We start from the raw sequence: 22,178 nt of genomic DNA, 5'->3' as shown, positions 1-22,178 counted from the left end.
ACCGTCCTCGCCGGCCTACCGGACCAGGCCGTGCTCGTCGAGCCCGCCGTCCTGACCGCCGCCGGCCGGCGCCGGCTCGTGGAAGTCGGTGAAGGTGAACGCCTCGGGGCCGGGGCCTTGGGCGCGCAGCAGGTGCAGCTTCGTCATGCCCTCCTCCAAGGTCGGGGTGTACCCCTCGGGGACCCACCACATCACGCTGTACGGCTCGGCCAGGCGGGCGAACCATTCCCGGCGGCGGCGCAGGTACTCAAGGTGGGCGGTGCGGTAGACGAAGTTCCACAGCGTCTCGCGCGACTCCCAGACCGAGAAGTTCACCAGCAGCATGTCACCGAAGTCGTGCTGCACGGTGTCGGTGGGGTCCTCGCCGCCCTTGAGCCGCCAGACGAAGCCGGGCGCGGCGTCGGAGATGGCGTTGATGGGTTCCAGGGCGGCGATGAAGTCGGCGAGCTCGGGGGAGTCCTTGGGAGCGAGCATGTGGGCGACGTTCAGCTGGGCCAGATGCATGCGCCTAGGACACCACGCCGGATCCTTCTAAGTCAATCTCCATTGTTTTTAGAGAACGCGACGCAGCACTCCCCCTCCCGGGGGTCCAGCCGCGCTGTCACGTGGTCGTCGCCCAGAGCCGACAGCAGACCCTCGCACAGGGCCAGGTTGAGCGAGCAGACCAGGACCGGACGCTCCTCCGCGATCACGTGGAAGGGGCAGTTGCGCAGGCGGATGACCTCGCCGTCGTGGTAGGGCTCGTAGCCGCGCTCCGCGAGGGCCGCCCGCAGCCCGGACGCCTTGGCCCGCTCCCCCACCCGGCGGGCGGCGGCCTCGGCGGCCTCCTCTCCGCCGAGCGCGTCCACGGCCTCGGCGAGCACGAGCGCCAGCGTCCGGTAGTCGCGCGGGGGGAGGCTGACCTGGCGCTCCACCGGGGAACGGCGGTAGACCTTGGCGGGACGCCCTCCGCCGGGGCCGGCGCGCCCGCTCAGCCGGCGGAAACCCGACTCCAGCAGGCCGGCCTCGACGAGCTTGTCCAGGTGGAAGGCGGCCAGGGTGCGGCCCACCTCCGCCGCCCGCGCGGCCTCGTCCCTGCCCACCTCGTGCCCCTGAGCGGACACGTAGTCGTACAGCGCCCGCCGCACGGGGTCGCGAAGGGCGCCGAGCACGCCGAGGGCATCGGGAAGACCTGGATCGTCACCGCTCACAGGCCGAGTTTAGGACGGCCCGGCCGGGCACCCCGGACCGGCGGCCGACGCACTCCACTCCCGGCGGGGACAGGGCCCGGACCGGCGGGTCCACCGGATCGCGGCCGGGCACACCGTGAGCGAGCGCCGGTTCGGGCTGGGCCACCCCCGCGCCTTTACAATGTAGATTCGCTGTCGGTGCGCCGCGTCCCCCCGCGCCGGAAACGCCGCACGGCCCGGCTCCGGAAACACCGCACGGCCGCACCGTCGCGCCCGGAGAGGGCACAGGTGCGGCCGTGGCGGCGCTGCGGATGCCGACACGAAGCGGGCGCGCCGAGGTGAGGCGGGGGTGGGCCCGGCTCGGCCGGTGAGGCGGCCTGGGTCAGTAGGCGCCGAGGACGTCGACGACGAAGACCAGGGTGTCGGTGCCCTTGATCTTGTCGCCGGAGCCGGCCTTGCCGTAGCCCAGGGCCGGCGGGATGGAGACCAGCACCCGGCTGCCCACCGGGACGCCGACCAGGCTCTGGTCCCAGCCCTTGATGACCTTGCCGACGCCGATCGGGAACATCACCGGCTCGCCGCGGCCCCAGCTGCTGTCGAACTCGGTGTCGCTGCCCCAGATCTTGCCGGTGTAGTGGACCAGGATCGTCTGACCGGACTTGACCACCGGGCCGGCGCCCTTGATGACGGTCTTGGCGACCAGGCCCTTCGGCGCGGCGGCGTCGGTCTTGGTGGTCAGCTTGGGCGCCTGGTCGCCGCCCGGGTTCTCCAGCTTGACGCCCGACATCCCCGGGTCCGTGGCGGTGCCGTGGGCGGCCTTGACGGTGGGCACGCCCATCACGTCCACGACGTAGACGCTGGCGATGGTGGTGTCGGCACCCTGCGACTTGGCCTGCTCGACCTGGTCGGGGGTCAGGCTGTCCTTGGCGACGACGGCGAGGAACCGCCCGCCGGGCTTGGCGTCCTGGAACGCCTTGTAGACCACCGAGGGGAGCTTGGGATCGACCTTGATGAGCTGGGGCGCGCCGTCGTCGTAGGTGGAGCCCGACGCGGCGTTGGTCTTGCCGTCCCAGCTGTAGGCGGTGAGGTTGGCGACCACCGAGTCGCCGTCCTTGACCTGCGTGCCCTGGCCTGGCTTGATCGTCTGCGAGGACGAGGTCGTGGGCGGCTTGCCCTTGGGGAAGGTGACCTGCGGCTTCTTGCCGAAGTCACCCGCCACCTGTACGCCGCCGGTGGAGGTGCCGGTCTTGGCGGTGACGTCGCCGCCACCACTACCGCAGGCGGCGGCGAACAGCAACGGCACGGCGGCGAGAAGGGCCAGTCGGCGCATGGGTATCCCTCGGAGAGACGTCACGTTCGCGTAACACTACCCGACCCTCATGACCGCCCGAGTCGGCGCCGCTCGATCTTGCCGAAGCATGACCGCGCGTTCGGATTCGCCATTCCGTCGGTGCGCCGCTCACCTGGCACGACGCTCGCCCGGCGCCGGTCTCCGCCCGCCCGGGCGGACCTCGCGCGGGCCGCGTGCGGACGACGCCGGAGCCGTGCCCGGCGCACGGGCCCGAAACTTTCACCGGCCGCGCCGTCGCGGCGCGGCCGATGCCGGGTCACATGCCCGCGATCAGCTTGTCCACCCGCTCGTCCACGCTGCGGAACGGGTCCTTGCACAGGACGGTGCGCTGGGCCTGGTCGTTGAGCTTCAGATGCACCCAGTCGACGGTGAAGTCGCGGCGCTTCTCCTGCGCCTTGCGGATGAACTCACCGCGCAGCCGGGCGCGCGTGGTCTGCGGCGGCACCGACTTGGCCTCGAAGATCTTCAGGTCGGACGCCACGCGTTCGACGGCGCCGCGCCGCTGCAGCAGGTAGAACAGCCCCCGCTTGCGGTGGACGTCGTGGTAGGCCAGGTCGAGCTGGGCCACTCTCGGCGAGGACAGCGGCAGGTCGTACTTGGTGCGGTAGCGCTCGATGAGCTGGTACTTGGTCACCCAGTCGATCTCGCGCGACACCAGGTCCAGGTCGCCGGTCTCCACGGCCCTCAGCGTGCGCTCCCACAGCTCCAGCACCCTGCGGGTGGTCGCGTCGCCGCCGCGGCGGTCGACGAAGTCGCGGGCCTTTCCGAGGTACTCCTGCTGGATCTCCAGCGAGGACGCCTCGCGGCCGTTGGCCAGGCGCACGCGGCGGCGTCCGGTCATGTCATGCGACACCTCGCGGATCGCCCTTATCGGGTTCTCCAGGCTGAGGTCGCGCATCACCGTGCCGGCCTCCACCATGCGCAGCACCAGGTCGGTCGCCCCGACCTTGAGCAGCATCGTCGCCTCGCTCATGTTGGAGTCGCCGACGATGACGTGCAGGCGGCGGAACCGTTCGGCGTCGGCGTGCGGCTCGTCGCGGGTGTTGATGATCGGGCGCGACCGGGTGGTGGCGCTCGACACCCCCTCCCAGATGTGCTCGGCGCGCTGGGAGACGCAGTAGACCGCGCCGCGGGGCGTCTGCAGCACCTTGCCCGCCCCGCAGATGATCTGCCGGGTGACCAGGAACGGGATCAGGACGTCGGCGAGCCGGCCGAACTCGCCGTGCCTGCCGACGAGGTAGTTCTCGTGGCAGCCGTAGGAGTTGCCCGCCGAGTCGGTGTTGTTCTTGAACAGGTAGATGTCACCGGCGATGCCCTCCTCGCGCAGCCGCTTCTCGGCGTCGACGAGCAGTCCTTCGAGGATGCGCTCGCCCGCCTTGTCGTGGGTGACCAGCTCCACGACGTTGTCACACTCAGGGGTTGCGTACTCGGGGTGGCTGCCCACGTCGAGGTAGAGGCGGGCGCCGTTGCGGAGGAAGACATTGCTCGATCGGCCCCAGGACACGACTCTGCGGAAGAGGTAGCGCGCCACCTCGTCCGGGGACAGCCTGCGCTGGCCCCTGAACGTGCAGGTGACGCCGTACTCGTTCTCCAAGCCGAAGATGCGACGATCCATCACATCACACTATGTCCCCGAGCCGCCGGAGGGGAGAGATCTTCTCCCCTGTTTCCGGTCGTGGTGTGGCGGATGGCCCCGTTCGGCCGTCCCGGCGGGATCCGCGGCGCGGCGATCTCCGCAAGCTTGACGATCTCGCAGCCCCGCGAGCACGACGTCCCGGCCCCCCGCGTTCGGGGACCGGGACGTGAAGCCGCAGGCAGGACGGGTCAGGCGCCGGAGCCGGTGTCGATCTCGCCCTCGGGGGCGGTGGCCGGGGAGTCTCCCTCGGGCGTGGCGGCCTCGCCGGCTCCCGCCTTGGGCTCGGTGGAGGGCGCCGCGGAGGGCGCGGAGGGCGCGGTGGCCGCGAGGAGACGTTCGAGGCGGCCGCCGGTCAGGCGCTGGAACTTGCGGTGCTCGCGGGTGCGGTCGAGGACCGCCACCTCGAGCTGGGACACCGGCGGGCGCTCGCCGCCGGGCTCGGTCAGTGCGGCCAGACCGGCGCCCAGGGCCTCCGTCAGCGGCATGCCCTGGCGGAAGCGCTCCTTCAGGCGGCCGGCCACGGTGTCGGCCACGCCGCCCATCACCACGAACCCGTGCTCGTCGGTGACCGAGCCGTCGAAGGTGAGGCGGTAGATCTGGTCGTCCTCGGGGGCGTCGCCGATCTCGGCGACGACCAGTTCGACCTCGTACGGCTTGCGCGACTCGGTGAACACCATGCCGAGCGACTGGGCGTAGAGGTTGGCCAGGCCGCGGGCGGTGACGTCGCTGCGGTCGTAGGTGTAGCCGTTGATGTCGGCGTAGCGGATGCCGCCCAGGCGCAGGGCCTCGAACTCGTTGTACTTGCCGACCGCGGCGAAGCCGATGCGGTCGTAGATCTCACTGATCTTGTGCAGTGCCCGGGAGGCGTTCGGGGCGACGAACAGAATGCCGTTCTCGTACTGCAGCACCACGACGCTGCGGCCGCGCGCGATGCCCTTCCGCGCGAAATCGGCCTTGTCCCGCATCTCCTGTTCGGGGGACACATATCCAAAGGGCATGGACACCGGTGGTGATCCTCTCGTGGCCGTGGGTGGTGACTAGCGCAGCGGGGCCGTGGGGCCGTCGGGGTCGCTCATGCGGCGGTCCAGCACCTGCCGGACATACCCCTCGACCTCCTCGTCGGACAGACGGCGGTAGCCGTCCTCGGTGATCACCGCGACCAGCGGCCAGATCTTGCGGGTGACGTCGGGACCACCGGTCGCCGAGTCGTCGTCCGCGGCGTCGTAGAGCGACTCGACGCAGGCCAGGACGGTGTCCTCGGCCGCGGCGTTCTCGCGGTAGAGCTTCTTCAGCGCGCCGCGCGCGAACAGCGAGCCCGAGCCGATGGAGGCGTAGTTCGTCTGCTCGTACGGGCCGCCGCCCACGTCGTAGGAGAAGATGCGGCCGGTGTCGGAATCCTCGTCGTAGGCCGCGAACAGCGGCACCACGACCATGCCCTGCATGGCCATCGGCAGGTTGGCGCGGATCATCGCGCCGAGCCGGTTGGCCTTGCCGTCGACCGACAGCATGCGACCTTCGCGCTTCTCGTAGTGCTCCAGCTCCACCAGGTAGAGCCGGGCGAGCTCGATGCCCGTGCTGGCCGTGCCGGCGATGCCCACGCACGAGTAGTCATCGGTGCGGAAGACCTTCTGCATGTCCTTCTGGGAGATGTAGTTGCCGGAGGTGGCCCGGCGGTCGCCCGCCATGACGACGCCCCCCGCGAACGTCGCCGCGACGATGGTCGTGGCGTGCGGGATCTGGTCGCCGACGGAGGCCGCCAGGGACGCGAATCTCTCCGGGAGGAGCCCCGGAGCGTAGGACCCGACGAACTCGGTGAACGACGTCGACCCCGTGTCCAGGAACAGAGGATTGTTCATCCAGCCCCGCTGTGCTGCCACGCGACTCCCTCCAGAGCGCCTTACAACTCCTACGCCGACCCTACTCGTGGTGCTGTGGTGGTTGCACTTCCCACGATCAGCTCACGGCGAACCGCTTCCGCCCATCCAGCCTCATCTTCCACGAAAATAATCTTTACGGACGAGACCGGGCATGAAATTGTCGAGTTGTCGTGACATGAAAACAGGCAGCCCCCCACTCGCCCCCCGTCCCCAAGGGGAGGTCCCTCCGTTGAGACTCGCACGACCTCTCGTTCTCGTGGCCGCCACCGCGCTCTCGCTCACCGCCTGCGCCTCCGGAGGATCCTCCGGAGGCGGCGGCGCCACCGTGACGATCACGGCCAACGCCATCTCCGGCGGCAAGAACGCCGCCACCGCCGACTGGACCAAGAACTGGCTGATCCCCAAGTTCGAGGAGGCCCAGAAGGCCAAGGGCAAGACCGTCCACGTGCTGTTCCAGCCGAACGGCGTGGACGACGAGCAGTACAAGACGAAGATCGCCCTGGATCTGAAGTCCGGGGCCGGGGCCGACGTGATCGACCTCGACGGCATCTGGGTGGGCGAGTTCGCGCAGGCCGGCTACATCAAGCCGCTGGCCGAGACCGCCGGGCCCGAGGTGGAGCAGTGGGAGGGGTGGAGCCAGATCCCGAAGGCCGTCCAGGACCTCGGCATCTTCGACGGCAAGAAGTACGGCCTGCCGCAGGGCACCGACGGGCGCGTCCTGTTCTACAACAAGACCCTGTTCGCCAAAGCGGGGCTGCCGGCCGACTGGCAGCCCAAGAGCTGGCAGGAGATCATCGACGCCGGCACGGCGCTGAAGAGGGCCGGCGTCCCGGTGCCCCTGCAGGTCAACGCGGGCACCGCGATGGGCGAGGCCACCAGCATGCAGGGCGCGCTGCCGTTGCTGGCGGGCACCGGCACCGAGATCTTCTCCGGCGGCAAGTGGACGGGCGCCTCGCAGGGCCTCAAGGACGTCCTGGGCTTCTACCGGCAGGTCTACACCACCGGTCTCGGCGACCCCCGCCTGCAGCAGGAGGCCAAGGGCCGCGACAAGTCCTTCCAGATGTTCGCCGAGGGCAAGATCGGCGTCCTGGCGGAGGGCGACTACTTCTGGCGCTCGGTCGTCGAGCCCAAGGCCGGCGTCGCCCCCATGCAGGACCGCGACAAGGTCGTCGGGTACGCCCTGATCCCCGCCGAGCGGCCCGGCGCCGGGGTGCGCGGCCAGGACTTCGTCAGCATGTCCGGCGGCGCGGTGCGGGCGCTCAACCCCAGGTCCAAGAACATCAAGCTCGCCTGGGAGCTGCTGTCGTTCATGCACTCGGCCGAGGCCACCAAGGCCGGCCTGGCCGGGGAGGCGCGCATCACCTCGCGCACCGACGTCAACGACGAGGTGCTGACCCCTGACCCGATGCTCGGCTTCGTCGCCCGGAAGGTCCTGCCGATCACGAGCTACCGTCCGGGCCTCGCCGTCTACCCGGAGGTCTCGGTCGCCCTCCAGGAGGCCACCGCCGCCATCATCTCCGGCAAGACCGTCGACGAGGCCGCCACCGCCTACCAGCGAAAAGTCGAATCCCTCGTCGGCGGCCCCGCCAACGTGGCCCAGTGACCCCCATCCCGCTCAGCACGACGAGAAACAGCGCACGATGAACACGATTTCCATCCCGCTCGCCCCCGGGTTGGGGCGCGCCGGTGTTCTGACGAGGAGAGAGCGAGTGCGAGGAACGAGCGCTCGTGAACGACGAGGAAGAACACCGGCTCGAAGGCGCCCGAACCCCGCGCGAGCGAAGCGAGCGCCATGAACACAGACGCGGCGGGGTTGGGGAGAGGGAGGGCGGCCGGGTTCGTGTTGCCGGCCGTGGTGCTCATCGGGGTGTTCCTGATCTTCCCGGCACTCTGGACCATCTATCTCGGGCTCACCGACTTCCGGCTGACCGGGCTCGCGGCCGCCGACCCCCGGCTGGTGGGCGTGGACAACTACGCCGAGGCGCTCGGGGACGAGCGGTTCGGCACCTCGCTGTGGCTGACGGTGCAGTTCGTGATCGGCTCGGCGATCATCGGCCAGGCGGGCCTGGGGTTCTCGATCGCCTGGGCGCTGCGTAACCGCACCGGCCCGGTCAAGCGGGTGGTCGAGGGGCTGGTGCTGCTGGCGTGGATCCTGCCCTCCTCGGTGGTGGCGTTCCTGTGGATCGCCCTGCTCGACCGGGACCAGGGCACGCTGAACGCGGTGCTGCACACGCCCGGGTTCGCCTGGCTGCTGGACCACCCGATGCCGTCGATCATCGTCTTCAACGTCTGGCGGGGCACCGCGTTCTCGATGATGCTGTACGGGGCGGCGCTGGAGAACGTGCCGCCCTCGCACCTGGAGACGGCCCGGCTGGCCGGGGCCTCGACGGCGCAGCAGCTGCGCGACGTGGTGTTCCCCCGCATCAGAGGCCACATGCTGACCAACCTGCTGCTGATCAGCCTGTGGACGTTCAACGACTTCACGAGCTTCCAGATCACGGCGGGCGGCCCCGAGGGCCGGTCGGAGATCCTGCCGGTCTACATCTACAACGTGGCCATCAGCGGCGGGCGGCTCGGGTTCGGCGCGGCGGTGTCGTTCCTGGTGCTGATCATCAATCTGGTGCTGGCGCTGGTGTACCTGCGGCTGCTGCGCGGCCGGAGGGGGGTGGCGGCGTGACCGTGGAAGAAGGCCGAAAGACCACCTCGGGCGTCGCCCGCCCGGCGGGGACGGGCGCCGCCCGGGCGCGTCACGCGGTGGCGTCGATCGGGCGGGCGACGTTCCTGGCGGCCGTCGCCGGGTTCTTCGCGCTGCCGCTGCTGTGGCTGGCCACCGCCCCGTTCGACGCCCATCCGACGATCACCGCCTCGGTGCCGGAGTTCACGCTCGGCAACTTCCGGGCGCTGCTCGACAACCCGTACGTGCTGTCCTCGCTCGGCAACTCGGTGCTCCAGGCGGCGGGCAGCGCGGTGCTGGTGGTGGTGCTGGCGGCACTCGCGGCGTACGCGCTGTCGCGGGTGCGCATCCCCGGCAGGGACGCCTTGCTGTACGTGCTGCTCCTGCTGTCCTCGGTGGTCACCGGCACCGCGGCCATGGTGCCGATCTTCGAGCTGGCCACCCGGCTCAACCTGGTCGACACCCACCTCGGCGTCGTGCTGACGCTGTCGGGCGGCCTGCTCCCGGCCGCGATCTTCATTCTGAAGGACTTCATGGACGCCACGCCGACCTCCTACGAGGAGTCGGCCCGGGTGTTCGGGGCGAGCCCGCTGCAGATCCTTCGGCACATCGTGGTGCCGGTCGTCAGGCCAGGACTGGCGACGATCGCGGTGTGGGTGGTGGCCTCGGTGTGGGGCGGTTTCCTGACGCCGTTCATCCTGTTGCGCGACCCGGAGAAGTCCCCGGGCGCGGTGATCCTCTACACCCTCTACACCGAGGGCGGCTCGCCCCGCCTCGACCTCATCTCGACGTTCTCGCTGCTCTACTCCCTCCCCGTCGTCCTCATGTATGTGTTCGTCAGCCGCAAGTACGGCTTCCGCTTCCACGGAGGGATCAAACGGTGATCTCGCTACACGGCCTGACCAAGGAGTTCCCCGGCGGGGTCCGGGCGGTCGACGCCCTGGACCTGGAGATCGCCGACGGGGAGTTCTTCGCCCTGCTGGGCCCCTCCGGTTGCGGCAAGACGACGCTGCTACGCACGATCGCCGGCCTGGAGACCCCCACCTCGGGCCGGGTCACGATCGGCTCGGCGGACGTGACGGCCCTGCCGCCCGGCCGGCGGGACGTCGCCATGGTGTTCCAGGACTACGCCCTGTTCCCGCACATGGACGTCACCGCCAACATCGCCTACCCGCTGCGGATCAAGAAGGTGCCCCGCGCCGAGCGGGAGGACAAGGCGGCGGCGACGGCGGCGCGGCTGAGCCTGTCGGAGCTGCTCGCCCGCCGGCCGGGCCAGCTGTCGGGCGGCCAGCAGCAGCGGGTGGCGCTGGCCCGCGCCATCGCCTGCCATCCCACGGTGTTCCTGTTCGACGAGCCGCTGTCCAACCTGGACGCCCGCATGCGCCTTGAGGCCCGCACGTTCCTCAAACGCCTCCAGCGCGAGCTGGCGGTCACCACGGTGTTCGTCACCCACGACCAGAGTGAGGCGCTGGCCATGGCCGACCGCATCGCCGTCATGTCCGCCGGGCGCATCATGCAGGTCGGCACGCCCTCGGAGGTGTTCCAGCGGCCCTCCAGCACGTTCGTGGCCTCCTTCATCGGCTCCACGCCCATGAACCTGCTGCCGGGCGTGGTCGAGGACGGCGCGCTGCGGGTGGCCGGGGCCGTCCTGCCCCTGCCCGGGGGGCTCGCCGAAGGCGAGGAGATCGTCTACGGGCTGCGGCCGGAGTACATGGACCTGTCCTGCTCGGCCCGCGAGGACGCCTTCGCCGGCCGGGTCTCGGTCGTGGAGAATCTGGGCACGTCCTTCCTCGTGACGCTCGAGGTGGGCACCCGCACCCGCACCGGCACCGGCGAGCACCTGGTGCAGGCGGTGGTCCCCGAGGACGCCGAACCCGCCCCGGGCACCGCCGCGTGGGCGGTCCCGCGCCATCCGCGCGCCCTGGTGTACCGCGACGGCGGGCTGGTGGCCGCGTGACCGGGCTCGCGCCGATCCGGCTGGGCGGTCGCTGGACGCTGGAGGACCGCCTGCTCAAGCAGGTGTGGGGGGTGCCGTTCGAGCTGCCCGCGGCGGCCCGCGCGTTCACCGTGGAACTGTCCTACGACCGCTCGGCCGGCGTCCTCGACCTCGGCTGCGAAGGGCCCGCGCGCTTCCGCGGCTGGTCGGGCGGCGCCCGCTCCCGGTACACGATCGCCCCCTCGTGGGCCACGCCCGGCTACCTGCCCGGCGAACCGGAACCGGGCGCCTGGCAGGTGCTGATCGGGCTGTACCGCGTCCCGCTGGACGGCGTGGCCTACCAGGTCACCGTGACCCCGCACGCCGTCCCGCCCGCGCCGCCCGGCCCGCCGGCCGCTCCCCCTCCGGCCCTGGTGGCGCCCGCCTCGGCGCGCCGGGGACTGCCCGTTCTGGACGGGCTGCGCTGGCACGCCGGCGAGCTGCACGCCCACACCGTGCACTCCGACGGCGTCCTCACCATCGACGAGCTGGCCGCGCTCGCCCGGTCACAGGGGCTGGACTTCCTCGCGGTCACCGACCACAACACCGTCAGCCACCACGCCGAGCTGCCGGCCGCGGCGGCGCGCGCGGGGATCACGCTGGTCCCCGGCCAGGAGGTCACCACCGACCTCGGTCACGCCAATGCCTTCGGCGACATCGGGTGGATCGACTTCCGGCGTCCCGCCGACGCCTGGGCGCGGGACGTGCACGACCGGGGCGGGCTGCTGTCGGTCAACCACCCGCTGGGCGCCGACTGCGCGTGGCGCCACCCGTTCACCGAGCGGCCCCGCACGGCCGAGGTCTGGCACTCGGGGTGGTGGGACCGCACGTGGGGCGCTCCGCTGTCCTGGGCGCAGGCGTGGCACGACGACCTGGTCTACGTCGGGGGCGGCGACTTCCACCGTCCGGAGGAGAACCACCCGCCCGGCGCGCCGGCCACCTGGGTGCTGGCCGAGCCGGTCGGCGACGGCGCGGGAGGCGCCGCGATCGTGGAGGGCGTCCGCGCCGGCCGCACGGCCGTCTCGGCCGGGCCTGAGGGGCCGCTGCTGCTGCGGCACGGCGGGGAGTTCTGGGTCCTGGACGCCGACGGGCTGGTCCTGTGGGGTCCCGACCATCGCTCGGTCATCCGCGGCGACCGGGTCACGCTGCCCGCCCGTCCCGGGCCGCACCGCCTGGAGACCACGCGCAACGAGGTCATGGCCCTGTGCACCTGACCGCCCGCCCGCCTGTGAGAGCCCGACGTCCCCCGGCCGGAGGCACCTGGTGAACGAGATCGTCGTCGTCCCGCACACCCACTGGGACCGGGAGTGGTACCTGCCGTTCCAGCGCTTCCGCATGGGCCTGGTGCGGATGCTGGACGAGGTGCTCGACACCATGGCCGCCGACCCGGCCTACCGGTTCACCATGGACGGGCAGCTCGCCGCGGTCGAGGACTACCTGGAGATCCGCCCCGAGCGCAGGGACGAGCTCGCCGGGTTCGTCCGGGAGGGCCGCTTCGCCGCCGGGCCGTGGACGATCCTGGCCGACGAGTTCCTGTGCTCGGGAGAGACCCTGATCCGCAACCTGGAGTACGGGCTGCGCGGCGCCGGTGAACTCGGCGGGGCCATGGAGGTCGGGTACCTGCCCGACCAGTTCGGGCACTGCGCGCAGATGCCGCAGATCCTCGCCCTGGCCGGACTGCCGGTCGCGTGCCTGTGGCGCGGAGTGCCCGCCTCGGTCGAGCGCGACGTGTTCGCCTGGGAGGGCATCGACGGCACGGTGATCCCCACCCAGTACATGCCAGGCGGTTACGGCAACGCGGTGGCGCTGTTCACCGGCCCGGAGGAAGGGATGGGCGACCGGCTGGCGGCCTTCGCCGGCGTCATGCGCCCCTGGCGCGCCGAGGGGCCGCTGCTGGCCATGTACGGCGCCGACCACTCCGCGCCCGCCGCCGGGATCACCGCGGCCGGGCTGCGCCTGGCCACCCTCGGCGAGTACCTGTCCGCCCCGGGCGCCCTGGACGGCGGCGGACCGGCGCCGGTCGTCCGCGGCGAGCTGCGCTCCCACGCCCGGGCCAACATCCTGCCCGGCGTGATCTCCGCCCGCGTCCACCTCAAGCACGCCATGGGCCGCGCCGAACGCGTCGTCACCCGCTACGCCGAACCCCTGTCCGCCCTGTGGCTCGGCCACCGCCCCGGCGAGAGCGAACCGCGGGACGAAGGGCACGGCGAGGACGGACGGCGGGGCGAGAGCGGACGGCACGGCCACGGCGCACGGCGCGGCGAGGGCGAGCGGACGGCGGCGCGGCGGCTGATCGAGCTGGCCTGGCGCGGGCTGGTCGCCTGCAGCGGCCACGACTCCATCACCGGGTGCGGCGCGGACGAGACCGCCCAGCAGGTCGGCGCGCGCGTCGCCGAGGCCGAGCAGATCGGGCAGGCCGTGGTCGACCTGGTCTCCGCCTCGCTCGCCGCGGGCGCCCGGCGCGACCAGGTCGTGGTCGTCAACCCCTCCCCCTTCGCCCGCACCGCCCTGGTGACGGCCGACCTGCCGGCGGAGCGCTCCGGGCTGGCCGCCGAGGACGGCTCGGCGGTGCCGGTGCAGCGGCTGGCGGAGTCTCCGACGCTGCTCGACGAGTCGGCCATGGACGACCTGGGCGCGCTCCTCGGCCGGATCCACGAGCGTGAGCTGTTCGGCCACGAGATCGTCTCCTGGGCCGCGGGCGACGGGGTGTTCACGGTCGTCGTCGGCCGCCACGCCTCCACCGCCTACCGCCACGCCGACCTCAGGGCCGACATCGAGGCGGCGGTCGCCGCCCGCCCGGGCCCGTGGCTGGTCCGCACGGTCGCCGAGCCCGTGGTGACCGTCGCCGCCCAGGTCCGGGTCCCCGCCCTGGGACGCACCGTGCTGACCTCCGCGCCCGCCTCCTTGCCCGCCGAGGTCCGACAGCCGGAGCCGGGCCACTCCCCGCCGACCTCCGCCGGGGTCCGCGAGCCGGGACCAGGCCGGCCCCTGCCCGCCTCCGCAGGGGTCCGGAAGCCGGAGCCGGGCCACCCCCTGGCTGCCCGCGCCGCGGCCGTGGAGCCGGCTTCGGGCCACGCCCCTCCCCCATCCGCCCCCGTCTCTCCCTCCTCCGGGGCGGCGCGCGGGCACGGGGTGCTGGACAACGGCCTGCTGCGGGTGGCCGCGCAGGACGACGGCACGCTCGCCCTCACCACGCCGTCCGGCCTTAACGTGCGGGGCGTCGGCCGCGTCGTCGACGGCGGGGACGCCGGCGACACCTACAACTACGCCCCGCCCGCGGGCGACCGCCTGGCCGGCACGCCCGCGTGGGTCACGGTCACGCCGGTGTGCTCGGGCCCGCTGGTGTCGGTGATGGAGGTGGCGCGCGGCTACCGCTGGCCGGTTCGGCTCACCGGTGGCGCCCGGTCACCGAAGGAGGCCGAGGTCACCGTGACCACCCGGGTCGAGTTGCGCGCGGGCGAGCCGTACGCCCGGCTGGCCGTCACCTTCGACAACGCCTGCCGCGACCACCGCGTCCGCTGGCACGCTCCCCTGCCCCGTCCGGCCGCCGAGTCGTTCGCCGGCGGCCAATACGCGGTCGTCCGGCGCGGGCTGAGCGCCGAGGGCGGCTGCGGGGAGGAGCCGCTGCCCACCTTCCCCGCCTCGGGCTTCGTCGCCGCCGGCGGCCTGGCCGTGTTCCCCGGCCACGTCACCGAGTACGAACTGCTGCCCCATGAGGCCGCGCCGCCTCCGGACGCCCCTCGCGCCGCCGCGCCCGGTGACTCCGGTGACTCCGGTGACTCCGGTGACTCCGGCGACTCCGGCGACTCCGCGGGCCCCGGCGGCCCTGGCCCTGGGACCCCCAGTGGCCCCGGCGGCCCGGCCAAAGCGGCGGGTGAGCTGGCGGTGACGTTGCTGCGGGCGGTCGGGTACCTCTCGCGCAACCACAACGCCTACCGGGACGAGCCGGCCGGACCGCAGATCGCGACGCCGGGCGCCCAGTGCCCCGGGCCGATCACGACCCGGTTCGCGGTGCACCTGTACGAGAGCGGCTGGGACCGGGCCGCCCTGCCCCGCCTCGCCGAGGAGTACCACCTGGACCTGTTGGCGGTCCCGGGCTCCGCCCAGACCGCGCGGACGGCGCGAACGCCCGGCCCGGAGGTGAGCGGCCCGGCACCGCGCTCCCGGCCCGAGGGGAGCGGCGAGGCGCCGGAGCCGTGGCAGGAGGCGCGCGGTTCCCGGCCGGAGCCCTGGGAGGAGGCGGGTGGCGCCGGGGCGGAGTCGCGGCAGGAGGCGCGCGGTTCCCGGCCGGAGCCCTGGGGGGAGGCGGGCGGCACCAGGGCGGAGTCGCGGCTGGAGGTGGGCGGGGAGGGCGTGATGATGGGCGCGCTGCGCGAGCGGGACGGCGCACTGGAGGTACGCCTGGTCGCCGAGCATCCCGCGCCCACCGAGGCGGTGATCAGAGGCGCGTTCACCACCGCGTGCCTGGTGGACACCCTCGGCCGCCCGATCGGCCCCCAGCGGCCCGTTCAGGGCCTCCTGCGGCTCCCGCTGCGCCCCTTCGAGATCGCGACGGTCCGCCTGACCTGAGGGACACCCAAGGGCGGCCGTCGCCCGCGCTCCACGACCGCCGCGGTCCACCTGGCCTGAGAGGCGCCGGGGTCAGTCGTCGCTCGCGACCCGCTGGATGGCACTGGCGAGCCGGGCGAGGTCGATGCCTTCGAGGTGGTCGAAGAAGTGCCGGCGAACGCTGGCCAGGTTGGCCGGCCACGCCTGCTCCAGGCGGGTGAGGCCGGCGTCGGTGAGGACGGCGTTCCACCCGCGGGCGTCGTCGTCGCACCTGACCCGCTCCACCAGGCCCTGATCCGCGAGGCGGGCGACGATGCGGGTCATCCCGCTCAGCGAGAGCTCGCAGGCGGCCGCGAGGTCCCCCATCCGCATCCGCCGCCGCGGCGCCTCCGACAGCCGCATCAGGGTGACGAACTCGACGAGCGGCATCCGTTGCTCGCGCATCATGTCGGCGTCGATCGCGCGCGGCAGCGCGTACATCACGCGGGTCAGCGCCCGGAGCAGTGTCTCCTCGTCGGGCGTGAGCGGCCGAGGCGGCTGGGCTGTGGTCATGAACCGGACTTTACTTGCTTCGCGAAGGAACTACCTGCTATTACTTGCTTGACGAAGCAAGTAATTTATGAATCACCGGCGGGAGGAGCGCTCCATGGGAACGCTTGACGGGAAGACAGTGCTCATCACCGGCACCGCGGGAGGCATGGGCCGCGTCGCGGCGCTGGTCTTCGCGCGAGAGGGCGCCAAGGTCGTCGGCTGCGACATCCAGGCCGAGCCGAACGAGGAGACGGTGGAACTGGTGCGCCACGCCGGCGGCGAGATGACGGGCATCGCGCCGAGCGATCTCAGCGATCCGCGGCAGGCCCGGCAGGTCGTCGAGGAAGCCGCGGCCGCGTACGGCGGGCTCGACGTGATCTACAACAACGCCGCCTACATGCGCTTCGGTCCGATGCCCGCTTTCTCGGTCGACGACTGGAAGGTGACGATGGCCGGCGAACTGGACATCCCCTTCCTGGTGTCGAAGTTCGCATGGCCCCATCTGGTCCGGCGCGGCGGCGGCGTCATCATCAACGTCGCGTCCATGGCCGGCATGATCGCCGGCCGGGTCCCCCCGATGGTCGCGCACGGTGCGGCGAACGCCGGTGTCATCGGCATGACGCGGCAGTTCGCGCTCGAAGGCGCGCCCCACGGGATCCGTGCGGTGGCGATCAGCCCCGGGCCCGTCCTGAGCCCGGCCAGCGAGCGCGACCTCGGCGACGACCAGGCCGCAAGGGACGCGATAACCGGCAAGACGCTTCTGAGGCGCTTCGCCCGCCCCGAGGAGGTCGTCGAGGTGGCGGCCTTCCTCGCCTCCGACCGGGCGTCGTACATCACGGGCGCCAACATCCCCGTCGACGGCGGTGCGACCGCCTGGTAGCGGGGCGGACCGTTCTGCGGGCGGGGCGGTGGAGAGAAGGCCGTTCGGACGTGGTGCGGGTGCCTCCGGCGCGCAGCGTACGGCCGGGCTGGGCCGTGCCTCGCCGCGAGCGGGAGGGCGGTGGAGTCACGCCCGTTCGACCGGGGGCGGCCTGGGCGGGAGGTACGGCGCCGCGGCGGCTCCCCCGTGATCGCCCGAGGCGCCCCCCGGGGGGCGCTGCGGGGCTCATGATGCCTGAGCGCCCTCCGGGGGCTGCGTACACCTGTCTGGGTGGCGCGGAGTCGACCTCCTCGCCCCTGGGTGAGGCGGGGTCGTCCTTCCGCCGGCGGTGACGCGCCTCGGCGTGCCTCGGCCCGAGGGCGGGGGTCGTCTCCGCGACCCGGGGTGGGCGAGGTCGCCGCGCTCGTCGCCGGGCGGGCGGGGCCGGATCAGATCAGATCGGCCGGCCCTACTGGCCGCCCTTCTGCACGTAGCTTCGGACGAACTCCTCGGCGTTCTCCTCGAGGACCTCGTCGATCTCGTCGAGGATCGCGTCGACGTCGTCAGTGAGCTTCTCCTGACGCTCCTGGACGTCCGGAGCCGCCTGTGCCTCGGTCTCCTCGACCTCGGTCTCCTGCCGGCCGGTCTGCTTCTGGCCGCCGGTGTCCTTCGTCGCCATGTGGTACCTCCGCTTGGGGGACGCATCTGATTCATATCTTCCCCGAACCAGACGACATTTCGCGCGGATCGTCCTGTGATCTACGCCAGACGCCTGGAAGAGGACCGTCCCGTCAGACAACCTCCCCGGAACAGGCCGCCGCAAATCTGGTGACTTGCCACCATTTATCCGCCCGATAGCGCCCGCATCGGAGCTTCGAGGGGCCCGTTGCCGGGTTCGCACCGCGGTGGGCGAACGACCGCCACACCCATGCCGGACTGGTGCAAATCTGATCGCCACCCCTTCTCATATGGCATTCTGTGAAGATCCGCCCATAGGCATCCCGCTCCCGAGGAGCGGCCGTGGGGGCTGGGTCACGATGCCGGATATGAACGGGTGAAATGAAAGCGGACCACGCACAGCTGCTCGGAGATCGCTACCGGCTGATCTCGCCGCTGGGCCAAGGTGGCATGGGCATCGTCTGGCGCGCGCACGACAGACGGCTCGCCCGCGACGTGGCGATCAAGGAACTGCGCCCGTCGCAGCACGGGGACCGGTTCGACGTGCACACGGCCAGGCGCCACGCGCTGCGCGAGGCGCGATCGGCCGCGCGGCTCAGCCATCCGGCCATCGTCACCGTCCACGACCTGCTGGAGGAGGACGGCCGGCTCTGGATCGTCATGGAACTGGTGGAGGCGCTGACCCTGCAGGCCACCGCCTGGCACCTTGGCCGCCTGCCGGTGCACTGGACGGCCTGGATCGGCTTCCACCTGCTCAGCGGCCTGCGGCACGCCCACGCGGCCGGCGTCCTGCACCGCGACATCAAGCCCGGGAACGTGCTGCTCACCGGCGAGCGGGTCGTGCTCAGCGACTTCGGCATCGCGGTGCTCCAGGACGAGACCTCCCACACCAACACCATGCCGATCGTCGGCTCCCCCGGGTACATCGCCCCGGAACGGCTGCACGGCCACCCGGCGACGCAGGCGGCCGACCTGTGGTCCTTCGGGGCCACCCTGTACTTCTCGGTCGAGGGCAGGCCGCCGGCGACCGGCGGCGGGGACGTCCTTTCGACCACGCCGCCCGAGCAGGCGCGGATGCCCCGGCGGGCCGGCGCGCTCCGGACGCTGCTGGAGGGACTGCTGCGGCCCGACCCGGCGGAGCGGCTCACCAGCGACCAGGCCGCCCTGCTGCTGTCGGAGATCCTGCGCAAGGAGGGCATCGCGGTGCCGCCCATGAGGCTGACCGGCAGCGGCATCTTCCCACCCGGCGCCTTTACAATGTAGATCGGACCCGGCCCGCCCGCGGGCGTCGCGAAGCGGAGCCGCGAGACGACCCGCCCCGGCGCCGGGCCGGGCCGGGTGGACGGGTCGCGGGCTCGCGGCCGACGTGGTGGCCGGCCGGCGGCCCGGGCGGGGTCAGCGTTCGCCGGTGAGGGCGCTGACCAGGTCGGCGGCGGTGCGGCAGCGGTCGAGCAGCTCGCCCACGTGGGCCTTGGTGCCACGCAGGGGCTCCAAGGTGGGCACGCGCTGGAGCGACTCGCGGCCCGGGATGTCGAAGATCACCGAATCCCACGAGGCCGCCGCCACCGACTCGCTGTACTGGCGCAGGCACCGGCCGCGGAAGTAGGCGCGGGTGTCGTTGGGCGGCAGCTCGATGGCCCGCTGGACGTCGTCCTCGGTGACCAGCCGCTGCATGCGGTCGCGGGCCACCAGGCGGTTGTACAGACCCCGCTCGGGGCGGATGTCGGAGTACTGCAGGTCGACCAGCTGCAGGCGGGGATGCGACCAGGGCAGACCGTCGCGCGAGCGGTAGCCCTCGAGGATCTCGAGCTTGGCCACCCAGTCGAGCTCCCTGGACAGCTGCATCGGGTCCTCGGCCAGGCGGGTGAGCACCGACTCCCAGCGGTTGAGCACGTCCTTGGTCATGTCGTCGACGGCCGCGCCGAAGCGGTCCTCGACGTACTTGCGCGCCTGCTCCAGGTACTCCATCTGGAGCTGGACCGCGGTCATCTTGCGCCCGTCGCGCAGGGTGATCTCGTACTTGCAGGTCGGGTCGTGCGAGACGGCCCGCAGCGCCGCCACGGGGCTCTCGACCGACAGGTCGCCGGTGAGGAACCCGTCCTCGATCATCGCCAGCACCAGGGCCGTGGACCCCAGCTTGAGGTAGGTCGAGATCTCGGACATGTTGGCGTCGCCGATGATCACGTGCAGGCGGCGGTACTTCTCGGGGTCGGCGTGCGGCTCGTCGCGGGTGTTGATGATGGGCCGCTTGAGCGTGGTCTCCAGGCCCACCTCGACCTCGAAGAAGTCGGCCCGCTGGCTGATCTGGAAGCCCTCGCCGCGCGAGTCCTGCCCGATGCCGACGCGGCCGGCGCCGCAGACGACCTGACGGGAGACGAAGAACGGCGTGAGGTAGCGCACGATGTCGGCGAAGGGCGTGGCGCGCCGCATGAGGTAGTTCTCGTGGCAGCCGTAGGAGGCGCCCTTGTTGTCGGTGTTGTTCTTGTACAGCTGGATAGGAGCGTTCCCCGGCATGGCCGAGGCGCGGACGGCGGCGTCGTGCATGACCCGCTCGCCGGCCTTGTCCCAGATCACCGCCGCACGGGGGTTGGTGCACTCGGGAGTGGAGTACTCGGGGTGGGCGTGGTCGACGTAGAGCCTGGCCCCGTTGGTCAGGATGACGTTGGCCAGCCCGAGATCCTCGTCGGTGAGCTGGGTGGGGTCGGCGATCTCGCGGGCCAGGTCGAAGCCGCGGGCGTCGCGAAGTGGATTCTCCTCCTCGAAGTCCCATCGGGCCCTGCGCGCCCGGGCGGCCGAGGCCGCCAGGTAGGCGTTGACCACCTGTGAGGAGGTCACCATCGCGTTCGCGCCCGGCTGCCCGGGTACGGAAATGCCGTACTCGGTCTCGATGCCCATCACCCGCCGTACCGTCACGCTCTCAGCCCTTCATCTGTGCTCTGTCGCACCCGGACCATCACCGTCACGCCGCCTGTAACCACGAGCCTAGACCGTCGCCCGCGCATCCAGACCCTCTGGTGGCTGCCCGCTCCGCCGGGGCGGAAACAGCGACGGCGCGGCTCCGGGAGGAACCACGCCGTCGCATGCCGGTGTCAATCAGAGGTACTGGCCGGTGTTGGCGACCGTGTCGATGGACCGCCCGGCTTCCGTGCCCTGCTTCCCGGAGACCAGGGTGCGGATGTAGACGATCCGCTCGCCCTTCTTGCCGGAGATGCGGGCCCAGTCGTCGGGGTTCGTGGTGTTGGGCAGGTCTTCGTTCTCGCTGAACTCGTCGACGCAGGCCGCGAGCAGGTGCGAGATGCGAAGGCCCTTCTGCCCGGTCTCCAGGAACGCCTTGATGGCCATCTTCTTGCCGCGGTCCACGATGTTCTGAATCATGGCCCCGGAGTTGAAGTCCTTGAAGTACAGGACCTCCTTGTCGCCGTTGGCGTAGGTCACCTCGAGGAAGCGATTCTCCTCGGACTCGGTGTACATCCGCTCGACGACCCGCTGGATCATCCCGCCGACGGTCGCCTCACGGGAGCCGGTGTGCTCGCCGAGATCCTCCTCGTGGAGCGGCAGCTCGGTGGTGATGTACTTCGAGAAGATGTCCTTGGCCGCCTCGGCGTCCGGCCGCTCGATCTTGATCTTGACGTCCAGGCGGCCGGGCCGCAGGATCGCCGGGTCGATCATGTCCTCGCGGTTGGAGGCGCCGATGACGATGACGTTCTCCAGGCCCTCGACGCCGTCGATCTCCGACAGCAGCTGGGGGACGATGGTGTTCTCGACGTCGGAGGAGACGCCCGAGCCGCGGGTGCGGAAGATCGAGTCCATCTCGTCGAAGAACACGATCACCGGGGTGCCCTCGGAGGCCTTCTCACGGGCCCGCTGGAAGACCAGGCGGATGTGCCGCTCGGTCTCGCCGACGTACTTGTTCAGCAGCTCGGGGCCCTTGATGTTGAGGAAGAAGCTCTTGCCGGACTGGCCGGTCTTCTCCGCGACCTGCTTGGCCAGGGAGTTGGCCACGGCCTTGGCGATGAGCGTCTTGCCGCACCCGGGGGGACCGTAGAGCAGCACGCCCTTGGGGGGACGCAGCTTGTGCTCGCGGAACAGGTCGGCGTGCAGGTAGGGCAGTTCGATGGCGTCCCTGATCTGCTCGATCTGCCGGGACAGGCCGCCGATCTCCTCGTAGGAGATGTCGGGGACCTCTTCGAGCACGAGCTCCTCGACCTCGGACTTGGGGATGCGCTCGTAGACGTAGCCGGAGCGGGGTTCCAGCAGCAGCGAGTCGCCGGCCCGGATGGGCTGGTCGAACAGCGACTCGGCGAGGCGGACCACGCGCTCCTCGTCGGCGTGGGAGATGACCAGCGCGCGCTGGCCGTCCTCGAGGAGCTCCTTGAGCATCACGATCTCGCCGACGCTCTCGTAGCCGAGCGCCTCGACCACGTTGAGCGCCTCGTTGAGCATGACCTCCTGGCCGCGCTTGAGCGTGTCGACGTCGACCGCGGGGCTGACGTTCACCCGGAGCTTGCGCCCCCCGGTGAAGACCTCGACGGTGCCGTCGTCACGTGCCTCCAGGAAGACGCCGAAGCCGGACGGCGGCTGAGCCAGCCGGTCGACCTCCTCCTTGAGGGCCACGATCTGGTCCCGGGCCTCCTTGAGCGTGGCCACCAGCCGTTCGTTCTGCCCGGTGACCGCGGCCAGATTGGCCTGCAACTCATGGAGACGTTCCTCGAGGACCCTGGCTTGCCGTGGAGACTCGGCGAGCTTCCGGCGCAACGCGGTGATCTCCTCCTGGAGGAAGGAGACCTGAGTTGTGAGGTCAGCGACCTCCCGTTCGCGCTGGGCGGCTCGAGCCTCAGCGTCATCGCGAGCTGCCACAGTCACCTCCTTCCCAGTCGAGG

At 71.7% G+C, this 22,178-nt stretch carries 18 protein-coding genes; 8 read left to right on the top strand and 10 right to left on the bottom strand.

Going from position 1 to position 22,178, the window contains the following annotated elements; translation table 11 throughout:
* Positions 1-15: 15 nt before the first annotated feature.
* The 6 genes from ACWEN6_RS34675 to prcB all read right to left on the bottom strand — a co-directional run bounded on the left by ACWEN6_RS34675 (position 16) and on the right by prcB (position 6,012).
* Positions 16-504: a DUF3291 domain-containing protein gene (locus ACWEN6_RS34675; protein WP_452576270.1), complete on the bottom strand. Its 489-nt coding sequence runs from the start codon at positions 502-504 to the stop codon at positions 16-18.
* A 32-nt stretch (positions 505-536) separates the two neighbouring features.
* Complete coding sequence (locus ACWEN6_RS34670; RefSeq protein ID WP_452576268.1) at positions 537-1,190, bottom strand: helix-turn-helix transcriptional regulator; 654 nt, start codon at positions 1,188-1,190, stop codon at positions 537-539.
* 361 nt (positions 1,191-1,551) lie between these two features.
* A complete protein-coding gene (locus ACWEN6_RS34665; RefSeq protein ID WP_452576266.1) occupies positions 1,552-2,499 on the bottom strand; it encodes an FKBP-type peptidyl-prolyl cis-trans isomerase in 948 nt (315 codons plus the stop codon).
* Between the two features lie 277 nt (positions 2,500-2,776).
* Positions 2,777-4,135, bottom strand: a complete 1,359-nt coding sequence (gene pafA / locus ACWEN6_RS34660) for a Pup--protein ligase (protein ID WP_452576264.1) — start codon at positions 4,133-4,135, stop codon at positions 2,777-2,779.
* Between the two features lie 209 nt (positions 4,136-4,344).
* Entirely contained in the window at positions 4,345-5,154 is an 810-nt protein-coding gene (gene prcA / locus ACWEN6_RS34655; protein ID WP_354852868.1) for a proteasome subunit alpha, read from the bottom strand.
* Positions 5,155-5,193: 39 nt separating this feature from the next.
* Positions 5,194-6,012 carry a proteasome subunit beta gene (gene prcB, locus ACWEN6_RS34650; RefSeq protein WP_452576330.1) on the bottom strand — a complete coding sequence of 273 codons (819 nt, stop codon included), beginning with the start codon at positions 6,010-6,012 and terminating at the stop codon, positions 5,194-5,196.
* 250 nt (positions 6,013-6,262) lie between these two features.
* On the opposite strand from prcB, the gene ACWEN6_RS34645 reads away from it, so the two are divergent.
* The 6 genes from ACWEN6_RS34645 to ACWEN6_RS34620 all read left to right on the top strand — a co-directional run bounded on the left by ACWEN6_RS34645 (position 6,263) and on the right by ACWEN6_RS34620 (position 15,251).
* Positions 6,263-7,636, top strand: a complete 1,374-nt coding sequence (locus tag ACWEN6_RS34645; protein WP_452576262.1) for an extracellular solute-binding protein — start codon at positions 6,263-6,265, stop codon at positions 7,634-7,636.
* Positions 7,637-7,873: 237 nt separating this feature from the next.
* Complete coding sequence (locus ACWEN6_RS34640) at positions 7,874-8,710, top strand: carbohydrate ABC transporter permease (protein ID WP_452576259.1); 837 nt, start codon at positions 7,874-7,876, stop codon at positions 8,708-8,710.
* Complete coding sequence (locus ACWEN6_RS34635) at positions 8,707-9,591, top strand: carbohydrate ABC transporter permease (protein ID WP_452576257.1); 885 nt, start codon at positions 8,707-8,709, stop codon at positions 9,589-9,591. The genes ACWEN6_RS34640 and ACWEN6_RS34635 overlap by 4 nt, the downstream gene beginning before the upstream one ends.
* Positions 9,588-10,664: an ABC transporter ATP-binding protein gene (locus ACWEN6_RS34630; RefSeq protein WP_452576255.1), complete on the top strand. Its 1,077-nt coding sequence runs from the start codon at positions 9,588-9,590 to the stop codon at positions 10,662-10,664. The genes ACWEN6_RS34635 and ACWEN6_RS34630 overlap by 4 nt, the downstream gene beginning before the upstream one ends.
* Complete coding sequence (locus ACWEN6_RS34625; protein ID WP_452576253.1) at positions 10,661-11,896, top strand: CehA/McbA family metallohydrolase; 1,236 nt, start codon at positions 10,661-10,663, stop codon at positions 11,894-11,896. The genes ACWEN6_RS34630 and ACWEN6_RS34625 overlap by 4 nt, the downstream gene beginning before the upstream one ends.
* A gap of 49 nt (positions 11,897-11,945) precedes the next feature.
* Positions 11,946-15,251: a glycoside hydrolase family 38 N-terminal domain-containing protein gene (locus ACWEN6_RS34620; RefSeq protein WP_452576251.1), complete on the top strand. Its 3,306-nt coding sequence runs from the start codon at positions 11,946-11,948 to the stop codon at positions 15,249-15,251.
* Positions 15,252-15,323: 72 nt separating this feature from the next.
* Here the strand turns inward: ACWEN6_RS34620 and ACWEN6_RS34615 are convergent, their stop codons facing one another.
* Positions 15,324-15,782 carry a MarR family winged helix-turn-helix transcriptional regulator gene (locus ACWEN6_RS34615; RefSeq protein ID WP_354852769.1) on the bottom strand — a complete coding sequence of 153 codons (459 nt, stop codon included), beginning with the start codon at positions 15,780-15,782 and terminating at the stop codon, positions 15,324-15,326.
* 94 nt (positions 15,783-15,876) lie between these two features.
* On the opposite strand from ACWEN6_RS34615, the gene ACWEN6_RS34610 reads away from it, so the two are divergent.
* Entirely contained in the window at positions 15,877-16,641 is a 765-nt protein-coding gene (locus tag ACWEN6_RS34610) for an SDR family NAD(P)-dependent oxidoreductase (RefSeq protein WP_452576249.1), read from the top strand.
* A gap of 448 nt (positions 16,642-17,089) precedes the next feature.
* On the opposite strand, the gene ACWEN6_RS34605 is transcribed toward ACWEN6_RS34610, so the two are convergent.
* Entirely contained in the window at positions 17,090-17,299 is a 210-nt protein-coding gene (locus ACWEN6_RS34605) for a ubiquitin-like protein Pup (protein ID WP_279787070.1), read from the bottom strand.
* 380 nt (positions 17,300-17,679) lie between these two features.
* On the opposite strand from ACWEN6_RS34605, the gene ACWEN6_RS34600 reads away from it, so the two are divergent.
* Positions 17,680-18,561, top strand: a complete 882-nt coding sequence (locus ACWEN6_RS34600; protein ID WP_354852765.1) for a serine/threonine-protein kinase — start codon at positions 17,680-17,682, stop codon at positions 18,559-18,561.
* 132 nt (positions 18,562-18,693) lie between these two features.
* Here ACWEN6_RS34600 and dop read toward each other — a convergent pair whose 3' ends face one another.
* Positions 18,694-20,211 carry a depupylase/deamidase Dop gene (dop, locus tag ACWEN6_RS34595; RefSeq protein WP_452576247.1) on the bottom strand — a complete coding sequence of 506 codons (1,518 nt, stop codon included), beginning with the start codon at positions 20,209-20,211 and terminating at the stop codon, positions 18,694-18,696.
* Between the two features lie 180 nt (positions 20,212-20,391).
* Positions 20,392-22,155: a proteasome ATPase gene (gene arc / locus ACWEN6_RS34590; protein WP_452576245.1), complete on the bottom strand. Its 1,764-nt coding sequence runs from the start codon at positions 22,153-22,155 to the stop codon at positions 20,392-20,394.
* Positions 22,156-22,178: the final 23 nt, after the last annotated feature.

It is taken from the genome of Sphaerisporangium sp. NPDC004334 (assembly GCF_053602655.1).
This window is presented reverse-complemented; position numbering and strand designations above follow the sequence as displayed.

Bases quoted from the DNA above. Each gene is read 5' to 3' on its own strand.
- ACWEN6_RS34675 (WP_452576270.1), bottom strand. From the start codon at position 504: ATGCATCTGGCCCAGCTGAACGTCGCCCACATGCTCGCTCCCAAGGAC.
- ACWEN6_RS34665 (WP_452576266.1), bottom strand. From the start codon at position 2,499: ATGCGCCGACTGGCCCTTCTCGCCGCCGTGCCGTTGCTGTTCGCCGCC.
- pafA (WP_452576264.1), bottom strand. From the start codon at position 4,135: ATGGATCGTCGCATCTTCGGCTTGGAGAACGAGTACGGCGTCACCTGC.
- prcA (WP_354852868.1), bottom strand. From the start codon at position 5,154: ATGCCCTTTGGATATGTGTCCCCCGAACAGGAGATGCGGGACAAGGCC.
- prcB (WP_452576330.1), bottom strand. From the start codon at position 6,012: ATGAACAATCCTCTGTTCCTGGACACGGGGTCGACGTCGTTCACCGAG.
- ACWEN6_RS34615 (WP_354852769.1), bottom strand. From the start codon at position 15,782: ATGACCACAGCCCAGCCGCCTCGGCCGCTCACGCCCGACGAGGAGACA.
- ACWEN6_RS34610 (WP_452576249.1), top strand. From the start codon at position 15,877: ATGGGAACGCTTGACGGGAAGACAGTGCTCATCACCGGCACCGCGGGA.
- ACWEN6_RS34605 (WP_279787070.1), bottom strand. From the start codon at position 17,299: ATGGCGACGAAGGACACCGGCGGCCAGAAGCAGACCGGCCGGCAGGAG.
- ACWEN6_RS34600 (WP_354852765.1), top strand. From the start codon at position 17,680: ATGAAAGCGGACCACGCACAGCTGCTCGGAGATCGCTACCGGCTGATC.